General features: G+C 65.5%; 15 protein-coding genes and 1 pseudogene. 8 read left to right on the top strand and 8 right to left on the bottom strand.

Annotated elements, in window-relative coordinates; genetic code table 11:
* The first annotated feature begins 94 nt into the window (after window positions 1–94).
* The gene (locus tag AB0313_RS07755; protein ID WP_141945835.1) at window positions 95–721 is read left to right on the top strand and encodes a PadR family transcriptional regulator; all 627 of its coding nucleotides are present in this window, start codon (window positions 95–97) and stop codon (window positions 719–721) included.
* A gap of 72 nt (window positions 722–793) precedes the next feature.
* Here AB0313_RS07755 and AB0313_RS07750 read toward each other — a convergent pair whose 3' ends face one another.
* The 3 genes from AB0313_RS07750 to AB0313_RS07740 all read right to left on the bottom strand — a co-directional run bounded on the left by AB0313_RS07750 (window position 794) and on the right by AB0313_RS07740 (window position 3,565).
* The gene (locus tag AB0313_RS07750; protein ID WP_366304664.1) at window positions 794–2,128 is read right to left on the bottom strand and encodes an ammonium transporter; all 1,335 of its coding nucleotides are present in this window, start codon (window positions 2,126–2,128) and stop codon (window positions 794–796) included.
* Window positions 2,129–2,451: 323 nt separating this feature from the next.
* Entirely contained in the window at window positions 2,452–3,246 is a 795-nt protein-coding gene (locus AB0313_RS07745) for a carbon-nitrogen hydrolase family protein (protein ID WP_141945840.1), read from the bottom strand.
* Window positions 3,247–3,328: 82 nt separating this feature from the next.
* Entirely contained in the window at window positions 3,329–3,565 is a 237-nt protein-coding gene (locus AB0313_RS07740) for a DUF2630 family protein (RefSeq protein WP_141945842.1), read from the bottom strand.
* An 85-nt stretch (window positions 3,566–3,650) separates the two neighbouring features.
* Here AB0313_RS07740 and AB0313_RS07735 point away from each other — a divergent pair, with 85 nt between their 5' ends.
* Complete coding sequence (locus AB0313_RS07735) at window positions 3,651–4,049, top strand: hypothetical protein (protein WP_141945844.1); 399 nt, start codon at window positions 3,651–3,653, stop codon at window positions 4,047–4,049.
* A gap of 91 nt (window positions 4,050–4,140) precedes the next feature.
* Here the strand turns inward: AB0313_RS07735 and AB0313_RS07730 are convergent, their stop codons facing one another.
* Window positions 4,141–4,500, bottom strand: a complete 360-nt coding sequence (locus tag AB0313_RS07730; protein ID WP_366304662.1) for a YnfA family protein — start codon at window positions 4,498–4,500, stop codon at window positions 4,141–4,143.
* A gap of 54 nt (window positions 4,501–4,554) precedes the next feature.
* Between AB0313_RS07730 and AB0313_RS07725 the strand changes: the two genes are divergently transcribed.
* From AB0313_RS07725 to AB0313_RS07715, 3 genes are all read left to right on the top strand, one after another.
* Window positions 4,555–5,601: an LLM class flavin-dependent oxidoreductase gene (locus AB0313_RS07725; RefSeq protein WP_366304660.1), complete on the top strand. Its 1,047-nt coding sequence runs from the start codon at window positions 4,555–4,557 to the stop codon at window positions 5,599–5,601.
* A 125-nt stretch (window positions 5,602–5,726) separates the two neighbouring features.
* Window positions 5,727–6,821, top strand: coding sequence for a ferredoxin reductase (locus AB0313_RS07720; RefSeq protein ID WP_366304658.1), 1,095 nt, complete (start codon window positions 5,727–5,729; stop codon window positions 6,819–6,821).
* A gap of 13 nt (window positions 6,822–6,834) precedes the next feature.
* On the top strand, window positions 6,835–8,004 hold the full coding sequence (locus AB0313_RS07715) for an acyl-CoA desaturase (RefSeq protein WP_141945851.1): 1,170 nt from the start codon (window positions 6,835–6,837) through the stop codon (window positions 8,002–8,004).
* 80 nt (window positions 8,005–8,084) lie between these two features.
* Here the strand turns inward: AB0313_RS07715 and AB0313_RS07710 are convergent, their stop codons facing one another.
* Together AB0313_RS07710 and AB0313_RS07705 are read right to left on the bottom strand one after the other, a co-directional pair.
* A complete protein-coding gene (locus tag AB0313_RS07710; protein WP_366304656.1) occupies window positions 8,085–9,167 on the bottom strand; it encodes a cation diffusion facilitator family transporter in 1,083 nt (360 codons plus the stop codon).
* On the bottom strand, window positions 9,164–9,577 hold the full coding sequence (locus tag AB0313_RS07705; RefSeq protein ID WP_366304654.1) for a metalloregulator ArsR/SmtB family transcription factor: 414 nt from the start codon (window positions 9,575–9,577) through the stop codon (window positions 9,164–9,166). Before AB0313_RS07705 ends, AB0313_RS07710 begins: the two co-directional genes overlap by 4 nt.
* Window positions 9,578–9,747: 170 nt before the next feature.
* Between AB0313_RS07705 and AB0313_RS07700 the strand changes: the two are divergent.
* Window positions 9,748–9,921, top strand: a pseudogene (locus AB0313_RS07700) (alpha/beta hydrolase); the annotation flags it as partial.
* A gap of 43 nt (window positions 9,922–9,964) precedes the next feature.
* Here AB0313_RS07700 and AB0313_RS07695 read toward each other — a convergent pair.
* Window positions 9,965–10,375, bottom strand: coding sequence for a response regulator (locus AB0313_RS07695; protein ID WP_141945857.1), 411 nt, complete (start codon window positions 10,373–10,375; stop codon window positions 9,965–9,967).
* A gap of 67 nt (window positions 10,376–10,442) precedes the next feature.
* Window positions 10,443–11,186, bottom strand: coding sequence for a GAF and ANTAR domain-containing protein (locus AB0313_RS07690; protein ID WP_141945859.1), 744 nt, complete (start codon window positions 11,184–11,186; stop codon window positions 10,443–10,445).
* A gap of 255 nt (window positions 11,187–11,441) precedes the next feature.
* Between AB0313_RS07690 and AB0313_RS07685 the strand changes: the two genes are divergently transcribed.
* Complete coding sequence (locus tag AB0313_RS07685; RefSeq protein ID WP_366304652.1) at window positions 11,442–12,035, top strand: adenylate kinase; 594 nt, start codon at window positions 11,442–11,444, stop codon at window positions 12,033–12,035.
* Between the two features lie 45 nt (window positions 12,036–12,080).
* A complete protein-coding gene (locus AB0313_RS07680; protein WP_366304650.1) occupies window positions 12,081–12,959 on the top strand; it encodes an NAD(P)-dependent oxidoreductase in 879 nt (292 codons plus the stop codon).
* Window positions 12,960–12,965 lie beyond the last annotated feature (6 nt).

The raw sequence follows: 12,965 nt of genomic DNA, 5'->3' as shown, positions 1-12,965 counted from the left end.
ACGCAAAGGCATAGACAAGCGATAGTTACCGACATATCGTTAACTATCGCTGAAGAAGCAGCGACGAGACGAGCGATGAAAGGACGATGCCACCATGAACGGCATGTTTGGCGACAAGAATCACGGCCCGGAGTCCGGCAAGGGCCGGTTTGAGCGGGCTAGGGGCCGCAGGGGACCGCACGGGCACAGGGGCGCTGGTTTTGGACCTGGTTTCGGACCAGGTTTTGGCCCGGGCTTCGGGCCGGGGTTTGGTCCGGGTTTCGGTCCCGGCTTCGGCAGGGGCGGCCGGCGCGCCGGCCGGGGTGATGTGCGCGCGGCTATCCTGTCGCTCCTGGCGGAGGCGCCATCCAATGGTTACGGACTGATCAAGACCATCGCCGCCAAGACCGGCGGAATGTGGCGCCCCAGCCCGGGGTCCATTTACCCCACCCTGCAGCAGTTGGTCGACGAGGGCCTGATCGAGGCCCTCAGTGAAGGCCGGGGGACGGAGTTCGCACTGACGGACGCCGGCAAAGCCTACGTGGCGGAACATGGCGAGGAGATGGAGAACGCCTGGAATGCTGAACCGGACAGCGCGGACAGGGACTTCCACCAGAGCATCGTCAAGCTGATGGGCGCCATCCATCAGTTCCGCGCGGGCGTTACGGAGGAGCAGCGTGCGGCTGCCATGGAGAAGATGGACGAAACGCGCCGCGCCCTCTACAAGATCCTTGCCGACTAATGGCTCCGTGGACTCCGGTTGGACGGGCCTTGCTGTCCGGCGCCGTCCAACCGGAACCTGGAGGGCCGTAACTTACGCGAAGGAGTCTTCCTTGGCGTGCTGTTCGGCCCGGACCGCAGCAGCCGGGGCGGAGGCTACAGTGTGGTGTGTCAGCATGTGGCCCAGGGTGCTGAAACCGGAACCCATCTCGCCGAACGCGTAAGCGGTTTCTGCGTGCTCGGACAGGTCCACGCCTGCGCTTTCCGCCTCGCGGCTGACTCGGAACCCAACTGTCTTGTGGATGATTCCGGCAATGACAGCCGTGCCGACGCCGGACAGCAGCAGGGTGATGACGACGGCGGCTGTCTGGGCGATGAGCTGCTGGACGCCGCCGCCGTAGAAGAGACCGCCTCCCTGGCCGTTGACAGGAAGGGCGATGAGGCCCAGCGACAGGGTGCCGATAAGGCCGGCGCCAAGGTGGACGCCCACTACGTCAAGCGAGTCGTCGAGGCCAAACCGGTACTTGAGGTCGACGAAGATGCAGCATGCGGCGCCAGCCACCAGGCCAAGGCCGACGGCGGCCAGGGGGCTGATGTTTGCGCACGATGGGGTGATGGCCACCAGACCGGCGACGACGCCGGAGGCAGCTCCAAGGGAGGTGGGGTGGCCGTGGCGGATCTTCTCGGTGATCAGCCACGTCAGCATGGCCGCGGCGGGTGCAACCAGGGTGTTGATCCAGATCAGCCCAGCCTGTTCCACGCTTGTTGCGGCACCGCCGTTGAAACCAAACCAGCCGAACCAGAGGATCGCCGCACCGAGCATGATGAACGGAATGTTGTGGGGCCGGTGGTTGGGGTCCTTGGCAAAGCCGTGACGCTGCCCGACGATGACCGCGAGCACCAGCGCCGCGGTGCCTGAGCTGATTTCCACCACTGCGCCGCCGGCGAAGTCGATGACCTGGCCAAACATTGCCGTGACAGCGCCGCCGGCGCTCATCAGGCCGCCACCCCAGATCATGTATGCGAGGGGGCAGTAGATGGCGGTAATCCAAACGGGAACGAAGAGGGCCCAGGCGCTGAATTTAGCGCGGTCGGCAATGGCTCCGCTGATCAGGGCCACCGTGATAATGGCGAAGGTAGCGCTGTAACCGGCTTTGAGGAGATCCGGTGAGCCAATCAGGTTCTGCAGGCCGAAACTGGTGAAGGGATTGCCGAAGAGCCCCAGGACGCCGTTGCCGGTTGTCATCGAGTAGCCCCAGAGGACCCAGATGACGCCGACGATCCCCGCTGAGATGAAGCTCATCATGATCATGTTGAGCGCAGCTTTGGCGCGGGTCATACCGCCGTAGAAGAGGCCGAGTCCAGGAGTCATCAGCAGTACCATGGCGGCCGAAATCATCAGCCAGACGTGTTGGGCAGTGATCTCCACCGGTGGGTCCCTTCGCAACGTGAACTAGGTGCGGGGCCCGTGTGGCCCCTTGGCATTTCCCCCCGGTTCCATTTTTGGCGCCATGTGTTTCAGCCAATGCCCCTTAAAGTTGCGCGCACGTTACACAAATCGCTCCTGCGTGAAGTTCACGTATCGCCTATGTTTCGGGAATGTAAACGGCTTCTTCCTGCCGGCCGAGGGCAAGGCCCGTCGTGCCCTCTACTGCCCCGGAATGACGGGGCGAAGGACCTTCCAAAGGTGAAATCCGCCGTCGTATGCTCTTCTGCCTTCTGTTTCCGCGCCATGAACGGCGCCTCACCGGACTAGAACCGGCGAGCGTTGGCCAACACCGGCAGCTTGGCCCGGACGTCCTCCACGGCCGAGGGATCGATGTCGACGACGGCGAGCTCGGGCTTCCCACCAAGGGCCACCACGGTCTTTCCCAGGGGCGTGACGACAGCGCTGTGGCCGATCCCGGTAGGTGCTGTTCCTGCGGGCCCTGCACCCGTGGTTTCGGGGTCGCCCTGCCCGCAGGCGACGACGAACGTGGTGCTGTCCAGCGCCCGGGCGCGGACCAGCAGATCCCACTGCTCGGCTTTGCCTTCGCCGGCGCCCCACGATGCGCACACAATGTTCACCTGTGCGCCGGCATTGGCGTTGGCCGTGAACAGCGCGGGAAAACGGACGTCGTAGCAGGTGGCCAGGCCGAACACGGTGCCGTCGAGCTCGAACGTCACCGGGGCTTCCCCCGCTTCGACCGTCCTGGATTCGGTAAAGCCGAAGGCGTCAAAAAGGTGGACCTTGTCGTAGGACGTGTCCACTCCGGGGCCGGTCACCAGCAGCGTGTTGCGGACGCGGCCGTCCCTCCCGGGGGTGAACATACCCGCCACGATGGTGATCTCCAGCTCCTTGGCGATCCTGCGGACCTCGCCGGCCCACGGGCCATCAAGAGGCTCGGCAATATCTTTGAGCGGGTGGCCGAAGGCGCGCATCGTCGCCTCCGGGAACACCACCAGCTGTGCGCCGGCATTCTTTGCCTGGGCAGCGTAGTCCCAGACCAGCTCGAGGTTGGCGGCGGTGTCGGCGCTGCTGATGATCTGGGCTACTGCGATACGCATGGAAGAACTCAATCTGTTTGGAATACGGAAAACAGGTGCCCGGACCACGCTGGCCCGGGCACCAGGGACAGTCCGGCGGAGCCTACTGCCGGTAGCCCTCAACCTCGCTGATGGGGCGGGCTTCGGCGTCGTTAGGGTTTTCGCCTGAATCTTTCTTGGCCCGGCGTTGGCGCAGGAGGTCCCAGCACTGGTCCAGGCTTTCCTCAACGTACTTGAGCCGCGCCTGGTCCGGCGCCTGTCCGTCGCCCGAGCCCTCGCGCAGCGAGTGTTCCTCCTCAACAAGGGCCTGGATGTGCGTCAAAATGTCCTGGTCATTCATGGCTTCCCCTTACTCCGGTCCGGTCTCCTTCAGCGTACGTAGTAGGTGCCGAAGCCACCAGTCCCTGCGATGTACCATCAACGTCATGCCCACTGCGCTCGATATGGCAGGTCCCATCCTGGAAGTGCTCACGTGGTTGTGCCTGCCTGCGGGGCTCGGGCTGCTGTTCTATGCCGGGTTCCTCCGCCGCTTCGTGCACCCGTGGGATGTGGCTGAGGCCGTGGTGTACTCCGACTCCACCGGGGTGGGGTTCCGCTGGTTCGACCGGAAGCACCAGGTGCACAACGCTCCCATGTCCCCTTATGACATCAGGGATATGGCCGTGGGGGACACCCTGTCCGTCTACTACCACCCCAAGCGCCCAACCCAGTGGCAGACCACCGTCCCGGAGGAAGCCGGCAGGACAGCCGCGGTGCTGGGCCGTTGCCTGACCGCGATCGGGGCGGTGGCGCTATTGGGAGGTTTCGTCCTGCCGATGTTCTAGCTGCTTTGTGCACGCTTCGCTCCGCCGGCAGCCACCGCAGGGCGGCGGAGCCGCTGGGCATCATGCCCAGCAGGAGCAGGAGGGCAGCCGGCTAACTGCCACTTCGGGGCGCGAACATGATCACGGCGACGCCCAGCAGGCAGACCAGGGACCCCGCGATATCCCACCTGTCCGGCCGGAAACCGTCAAAAACCACGCCCCACGCCAGGGAGCCGGCCACGAACACGCCGCCGTACGCCGCGAGGATCCGGCCGAAATGGGCGTCGGGCTGGAAGGTGGCGATGAACCCGTAGGCCCCCAGCGCAACCACGCCGAGCCCTGCCCACCACCACTCCTTTCCTTCACGGACGGCCTGCCACACAAGCCAGGCGCCGCCGATTTCTGCGGCAGCGGCCAGCACGAACAACACGATGGTCTTGAAAACGCTGACCGTTTCACCCGGAATACCCACGCAGCCATCATGCCAGCCGGGAATGTAGCCGCCCCCGGGAGAGTTGGGGCAGGTATGGAGCGCATCGGATTCCTCTCATTCGGCCACTGGGGTCCCGGCCAGGGTTCCCGCACCAGGACGGCGGCGGATGCCCTGCTCCAGGGGATCGAACTTGCCGTTGCCGCTGAAGAGCTGGGCGTGGACGGCGCGTTCTTCCGTGTTCACCATTTCGCCCGCCAGCAGGCATCCCCGTTCCCACTCCTGTCCGCCATTGCCGCCCGGACCAGCCGCATCGAAATCGGCACGGGCGTCATCGACATGCGCTACGAGAACCCTCTGTACATGGCCGAAGAGGCCGCGGCCGCGGACCTCATCAGCGGCGGCAGGCTGCAACTGGGCATCAGCCGTGGTTCACCGGAACCGGCCCGCGAGGGTGCAGCGGTCTTTGGCCACCGTCCCCAGCCGGGGGAGACCGACGCGGACATGGCGCGGCGCCACACCGAAGTCTTCCGCAGAGCCATCACCGGGGCCGGCGTGGCCCAAGCGGACCCAAGATACGCCGGCGGCGCCACCGGGCTCCTCCCCATCCAGCCCCAGTCCCCGGGACTGGCGGAACGGATCTGGTGGGGCGCCGGCAGCAGGAAGACAGCGGTGTGGGCAGCGGAGCTCGGCATGAACCTGATGAGCTCCACGCTGCTTACCGAGGACACCGGCGTTCCGTTCCATGAGCTCCAGGCTGAGCAGATCCAGCTGTTCCGGGATGCGTGGGCTGCGGCCGGCCATGCCCATACGCCGCGTGTTTCAGTCAGCCGCAGCGTCCTGCCCATCGTGGATGAAGAGGACAACTACTACTTTGCCGGCAGCGCACTCCGGGACGGCCGCGACCAGGTGGGCGTCATTGACGGGCTGACCGCCAGGTTCGGGAAGAGCTATGTGGGCCCGCCGGACGTCCTGGCGGAACAGATCGTAGCCGACACCGCGGTGCAGGCTGCGGACACGCTCCTCCTGACCGTTCCCAATCAGCTGGGCGTGGAGTTCAACGCCAAGCTCCTGGGCAGCATCGCCCAGTACGTGGCCCCCGCCCTGGGATGGAACCGAAAGGACGCCGGGAACTTTTTGTGAGACCCAACCGTTACTCTTAGGAGTGCGGCGTGGGGGCTTCGCGCCCACCAACTAGCGTGTGACTGCGGAACGGTCATATGACGGAGAGAGAGAAATATGGCTCACACCGCCTTAGGCTTAACCGTATGATCCGGCTACGTCAGCTGGCCCAGGCGGCCTCAGTGCTTACCACCCCTTTGGCGCCGGAAGACATCCTGGCGCTGTTCAACCCTGTCTACTCGGCCCGGCAGTTGCGCGGCGTGGTCACCCGGGTGGTCCAGGAGACCGCCCAGTCCGCAACGATCTTCTTCCGCCCCGGCCGCGGATGGAAGGCGCACCTGGCGGGACAATGGGCGCGAATTGGCGTCGAACTCGACGGCGTACGCCACTGGCGCTCCTACTCGCTCAGCGCCCCTGCCGGCAAGGACCCGGCCATCACGGTGACCGACGTCGGCGCGGTCTCCGCCACCCTGGTACGCACCACAAAGCCCGGTGATGTCCTCTTCCTGGCCCCGCCGCAGGGTGATTTCGTGCTTCCCGAACATCCACGCCCCCTCCTCATGATCACCGCCGGCAGCGGGATCACTCCGGTGATGTCCATGATCCGCACGCTTGTGCCGCGGCGTCCGGATGCCGACGTCGTGCTGGTCCACTCAGCCCGCACCGCCGCGGACAGCCTGTTCCGTGAGGAGCTGGCCGAGCTTGCGGACCAGTTCCCCAACTTCCGGCTGGCACATTGGTACACCGGCGAGCAGGGCCGCATGGACTTCTCCAGCACGAAAGAGCTGGACACGATCTGCCCTGACTGGAAGGAACGGGCGGCTTACGCGTGCGGTCCCGACAGTTTCCTGGATGACGCGGAGGCGCTGTGGAAGCGGGCGCTGGCTGCCAAGGCTCCGGGGTCCGAGGTCGCCGTGGCCGGCGACCCGGGCAACCTGATGATCGAGCGCTTCAACACCACCTTCAACGCCGGCGTAGGGCACGACGGCGGCCTGGTCACCTTCGAAGCCTCGGACCGTGAGGTGCAGGCCGACGGCGACACCCCCATTCTGGACATCGGCGAGGACGCCGGGGTGCTGATGCCCAGCGGCTGCCGGATGGGCATCTGCCACAGCTGCCTCACGCCGCTGCTCGCCGGGCAGGTCCGGGACCTGCGGACTGGGGAAATCCATGGCGAACCCGGCCAACTGATCCAAACGTGTGTCTCGGCAGCCGCCGGACCCGTAAACCTCGAAATCTGAGGAGCACCACGGAATGTCTGTAATCACCCCAAGCAAAGTCACCCCCGCGGGAAGCTCAAGAACCCGGCCCGGGAAGCTCGCCGAATCGGGCAGCCCAACGGTGCGGCCGCCGGCTGCCGCACACCTCAGCGATGAGCAGGTGGCGGAGCTGGGCCGCGAGCTCGACGCCATCCGGGACGAGGTCCTTGCCAAGCGGGGCGCCGAAGATGCCGCCTACATCCGCCGGATGATCAAGATCCAGCGCGGACTCGAGATCTCCGGCCGGGCCGCCCTCCTGGTCAGCAAGAACAAAGCTGCCTGGGTTACCGGCACCACCTTGCTGAGCTTGGCCAAGATCCTGGAGAACATGGAACTGGGCCACAACATCCTGCACGGCCAGTGGGACTGGATGCGCGATCCGGACATCCACTCGACCACGTGGGAATGGGACTTTGTCACCCCCTCGCGGTCCTGGCAGCACACGCACAACGACCTGCACCACCGCTGGACCAACGTGGTGGGCAAGGACAACGACGTCGGATACAACCTCCTGCGCATGGACGAGCAGCAGCCCTGGAAGCCTATCAACCTGGCCAACCCGCTGTTTAACGCCATCCTGGCCCCAGTCTTCGAATGGGGGATCGCCATCTACGACCTCGAACTGACCGAGTATAAAGAAGGCACCAAGTCCAAGGAAGCCCTGCTCAAGGACCTCAAGGCCCTGGGCAAGAAGGTGATCACTCAGTTCACCAAGGACTACGCGGCAACCCCTGCGGTCGCCATGCTCACCGGGTCGGCGAAGCAGGCCCTTTTCGGCACGATCGCAGCCAACGCCATCCGCAACGTCTGGGCGCACGCCGTGATCTTCTGTGGCCACTTCCCCGAAGGAACCGACACCTTCACGGAGGAGATGGTGGATGGCGAGACCCGCGGCGACTGGTACGTGCGCCAGATGATCGGTTCGGCCAATATCTCCGGCTCCAAGTTCATGCACCTGATGACCGGAAACCTCTCCCACCAGATCGAGCACCACCTCTTCCCGGATCTGCCCTCCAACCGGTACGCCGAAGTGGCGCCCAGGGTTCGCGAAATCTGCCAGCGCTATGGCCTGAAGTACACCACCGGTCCGCTGCTGAAGCAGGTGGGTTCGTCCTGGGCCAAGGTCTTCAAGTTGGCGCTGCCCGGAAAGACTGCCCGGGCCTAGCCCGACAGCCTGAACCGCGCAGGCTGCCTGAATGGCGGAAAGTGGCCCGCTGGTCCTGGACCAGCGGGCCACTTCCTGCTTTAACGCCTGCTGACGACGGGAGCCAGGAGGATGTGGTCCAGCTTGGGCAGTGCGTGCCGGAGCCTGTGTTCGGCGCGGTGAAGGACCTCTTCCGCCTGCGACAATCCGGTGTCGGCAAGTTCAATGCGCGCGGAGCCCTGCAGCCGGTGGCCGGACCACCGCAGCTGCAGGTGCTGGACCGCAAGCACGCCCGGGGTTTGCCCAAGCGCGGCTTCGGCCCGGGCCACGAGGTCCGGTTCGATCCCGTCCATGAGCCGCCGCCCAATGCTGCGCACTGTGCCCCACAGCAGAACCATGATGGCCGCGGAAATGACCAGCCCCACGATCGGGTCTGCCAGAGGAAAGCCGAGCATGACGCCCACGGCACCGACCACCACGGCCAGCGACGTGAAGCCGTCTGTCCGGGCGTGCACGCCGTCCGCCACGAGCGCTGCCGAACCGATCCTGCGGCCCACCCGGATGCGGTAGATGGCCACGGCCTCGTTCCCGGCGAAACCAATAAGGCCCGCGGCCATCACCCAGCCCAGGTTCTGCAGCGGCTGGGGATTGATCAGCCTGTCCACAGACTGCCAGCCCGCCACGATGGCGGACAGTGCCACTACGGCCACAATGAACAGGCCTGCCAGGTCCTCCGCCCTTCCGTAGCCATACGTGTAGCGGCGGGTGGCCTGCCGGCGCCCCAGGATGAACGCAACCCACAACGGCACCGCGGTCAGGGCATCCGAGAAGTTGTGGATGGTGTCCGCGAGCAGGGCCACGGAACTGCTGAACAGGACTACCAGGAACTGCAGCACCGTGGTGGCCAGCAGGACGAACATGCTGATCTTCAGCGCCCGGACGCCCTCGGTACTGGCCTCCATGGCATCGTCGATGGAATCGGCGGCGTCGTGGGTATGCGGAACGAACAGCTCGAACAGCCACCCCTTGAAGCCTGAATGGTGATGGTGGTCGTGGTCATGCGGGTGGTCGTGCGCGTGCCCGTGGTCGTGCCCGTGGTCGTGCGCGTGCCCGTGGTCGTGCCCGTGGTCCTCTCCATGGGGATGGCTATGCGTGTGCGTTGCGTCGTGGTGTGACCCGGTCATGAGGCGCTCCTCTGGGCAGGCTGGGCAGGCTGGGCAGGCTGGGCAGGCTGGGCTGCGTGGACGAGGAGGCGGTGGTGGGCGGGCTCCCCGCCCAGGGCGTGTTCTGCCTGGAAGATGGCGTCTGCCACCAATTGCCGGGCGTGCTCATTTTCCAACCGGTACAGCACCCGCGTTCCCTCCTGCCGAGTGGACACCATGCGGGCCAGCCGCATCTTCGCCAGATGCTGGGAGACGGCGGCGGGGGACTTGCCCACCACGTCCGCGAGGGCGCCTACGGCCATCTCCCCGTCACGGAGCGCCAGGATGATGCGCACTCTGGTGGCGTCAGCCAGCATGGCGAAGACCTCCACCGCCAGCTCCACATACTGGCTGTCCGCGCCAAGGGCGCAAGCATTCTTATCTGCATTCATGCGCATATAGTGTCATATCTGCCGCAGTGACGCACCTCGTCGGGCGCCGCCGTCGTCGCTCAAAGGGCTGCTCCCCTGAAGTCGGCGCGCCTGGAGTAGGAGTGCACGGGCATGGCGCTCTGCCTGCCGGATTGGTCAGTCTCGAAAGGAATTTGCCCCCGATGGCTTTCATCGCTGTGCACGGCACCGCGGACAACATCCTGCCCATCGACTCCACGGGACGGCTGTTCGCCAAGGCGCTGCCCAGCGCTGAATACGTGGAAATCGAGCGTGCTCCGCACGGCCTGTTGTGGACCCACGCGGCAGAGGTCAACGAAGCGCTGCTCGGCTTCCTGGCCAAGTAGGAAACGCAAAACGTCCGACGGCGGCACGCGCCGCCGTCGGACGCTAGCGGGGGGAATTCTCCGCTGTATGCTGCGCCTGGGAACGCGGGACAGGCTCCACGAGCTGTTCCGCGAGCTCTGTGAGTTCGCGTGGGTGGAAGGGCTTGGTGAGGTAGCCGGCGGCCCCGGAGGCCATCCCGGCCAGGACGTCGTCGTGCTCCGAACGGGCCGTAAGGAAGAGCAGCGGTGCTGCGCTGAGGGCGCGGACAGCGCGGGCCACCACGTGCCCGTCCATGTCCGGCAGCCCCAGGTCCAGGGTGACCAGTGAAATGGCGGGGTCAGCGGCGGCGGCAATGCCCTCCGCCCCCGTGCCCACTGCCCGCACCGCGAACCCGGCACGCGAGAGGACCACTGCGATCAGTCCGCGGATATCATCGTTATCCTCTACGACAAGGCAAACACGCTGCTGTTCCATCAAGCCCCCCGGCGAAAGTTGGCCCCAGTCTACCGGCGGCGGGACGCGCTGCCGGAGACCGCCACTCCTAGCCGTCGTAGTGTGTCCGGGCCGGCCCCTGGCCCAGCGCATTCACCACAGCGGCCGCCACGTCGTGCAGCTTGGTGTTGCGGGTGCTCGACGCCGCACGAAGGATGCCGAACGCATCCTGCTGGCTGCACCGGTTCTGGGCCATGATGATTCCGACCGCCATGTCGATGACTGTACGGGACTCCAGCGTGGCGCGGAGGTTTGCGGCCGTCTCGCTGTAGTGCGCAAACCGGACCGCCAGTCGGAGCGCCAGGGACGTCTGGCTGACGAAATCCTCTGCAAACTTCAAAAGGCGTCCTTCGAAGCGGTGGGCGCGGCGCGAATACAGAAGCAGGGCAGCCTTGGTTTCCCCTTCGAGCCGGAATGGAAGGGCCGCCACCGAGCGGATGCCCTGGGCAACGACGGCTGTTGCGTAGTCGGGCCAGCGGCCGTCTTCCGCAAGGTCCGGGGCGTGGACGGTCTCCTGGTCAATGGAGGCCAACAGGCCGGGGGTTTTGGTGAACCTGTGCTCCAGCCGCCCAAGGGATTTGGCTTCCTGGCTGCTGCTGGCGATTGTGGCTGCTTTCCGCTGCCTCTGCAGCGTGATCGCGCACAGCATTTCGTCGCCGGGCTCGGAGAGGTTGCGCGCGGACACCTGCGCCAGTTCGGTGAGGAAGTCCTCCACGTCGGAGCTGTTGAGCACCAGCTCATGCAGGTGCTCGGTAACGGATGTATCGGTTTTTGCTGTTGACTCGCTGGCCACGGTTTCTTGGTGCCATTCGTTCAGGTCAAAACGAGCCTGCAACACACAAACGCCCCGCAACTGGGCGGGGAGTCGGTGATGGTCGCTGGATCGACGAACTTTCCAACGGCCTGCTGCTAAACCGATAACCAGAGTATATACATCCCAGGCCGGGGGCACGGCGTCATATCCGCCGCTGCCTGCACCGCTGCATGCTGGCGCCGCGAGGGGCTAAGCGGCACAATGAAGCGGGACCGCCTTGGGAAGGACGCGAACATGACCAGGCTTCTCATCATCGGGCCGCCGGGCTCCGGCAAGGGGACCCAGGCCGGGCAACTGGCCCGGCACTTCGGCGTCCCCGCAGTTTCCACCGGGGACATCTTCCGGAGCAACGTCGACCGGCAGACGGAACTGGGAAACCAGGCTGCCAGGTACCTCGACGGCGGCCGGTTCGTCCCGGACCACCTCACCAATGCACTGGTAAAAGACTGGCTCCTCGAACGCGACGCCCGGCACGGCTTTCTGCTGGACGGCTATCCGCGCACAGCAACACAGGCCACTGAACTTGACGCCATGCTGGCAGAACAGGGACACGCACTGGACGCGGTCATCGAACTGCGGGCGCCGGATGCTGAACTGGAGGAGCGGATGCACCAGCGTGCCCGCGAGCAGGGACGCACGGATGACACCATCGACGTCTTCCGGCGCCGCCTGGACCTCTACCACCGGCAGACGCATGAAGTAGTCTCGGTGTACGCGGGCCGGGGCATCCTGGTGTCCGTCAACGGCAGCGGTGACCCAGTAGGAATTACTGCACTGGCGATCGCCGCCGTCGAACAGTTCCTAACAGCCCCGCGTCCCCCGTCCTGACCGAAACATCCCAGCGTGAACGCACTCCAACAGAAGGAAAAACTGATGAGAATTGCCGTTACAGGCGGAAACGGAAAACTGGGGCGGCACGTGGTGCGCCGGCTCACGGACGACGGCCACCAGGTCCTCACCTTGGACCGCGAGGGAACCCGCAGCCCGGAACTGCTGCTGGTGGACCTGCGCAACTACGGGCAGGTAGTGGACGCGCTGCTGGGCGTCGATGACCGGCATGACGGGTTCGACGCCATAGTGCACCTGGGTGCCATCCCCGCCCCGGGGATCCTTCCGGACGCGGCCACCTTCGAGAACAACATGCTCTCCACATACAACGTGTTCCAGGCAGCACGCCGCGCCGGCATCAAGAACGTGGTGTACGCGTCCAGCGAGACGGTGCTGGGGCTGCCGTTCGACATCGACCCGCCCTACATCCCGGTGGACGAGGAATACCCGCCGCGGCCGGAGAGTACCTACTCCCTGGTGAAGCGCCTCGAAGAGCAAATGGCCGTGGAGATGACGCGGTGGGACCCTGAACTGAGCATTACGGGCCTGCGGTTCTCCAACGTCATGGACGAGGCCGACTACGAGAAATTCCCCTCATTCGACGCGGACGCAACGCTGCGGAAGTGGAACCTGTGGGGCTACATCGACGGCAGGGACGGGGCCCAGGCCGTGGCACGGGCGCTGGAGAACGCCAAGCCGGGATTCGAAGCCTTCATCATCGCCAATGCCGATACCGTCATGAGCCGCTCGAGCGCCGAACTGGCGGCCGAGGTCTTTCCTGACGTCAAGGTGACCAAGGACCTGGGCGAGCACGAAACGATGCTGTCCATTGACAAGGCGCGGCGCCTGCTGGGGTTTGAACCCGAACACAGCTGGCGGAACCACGTGGCCGCTGCCTCCGGCACCGGGGCAAACCAGGGATAAAGCGGG

The sequence above is a fragment of the Pseudarthrobacter sp. NPDC080039 genome (genome assembly GCF_040702335.1).
In the GTDB taxonomy this organism is placed as follows: Bacteria; Actinomycetota; Actinomycetes; order Actinomycetales; family Micrococcaceae; genus Arthrobacter; species Arthrobacter enclensis_A.
This window is presented reverse-complemented; position numbering and strand designations above follow the sequence as displayed.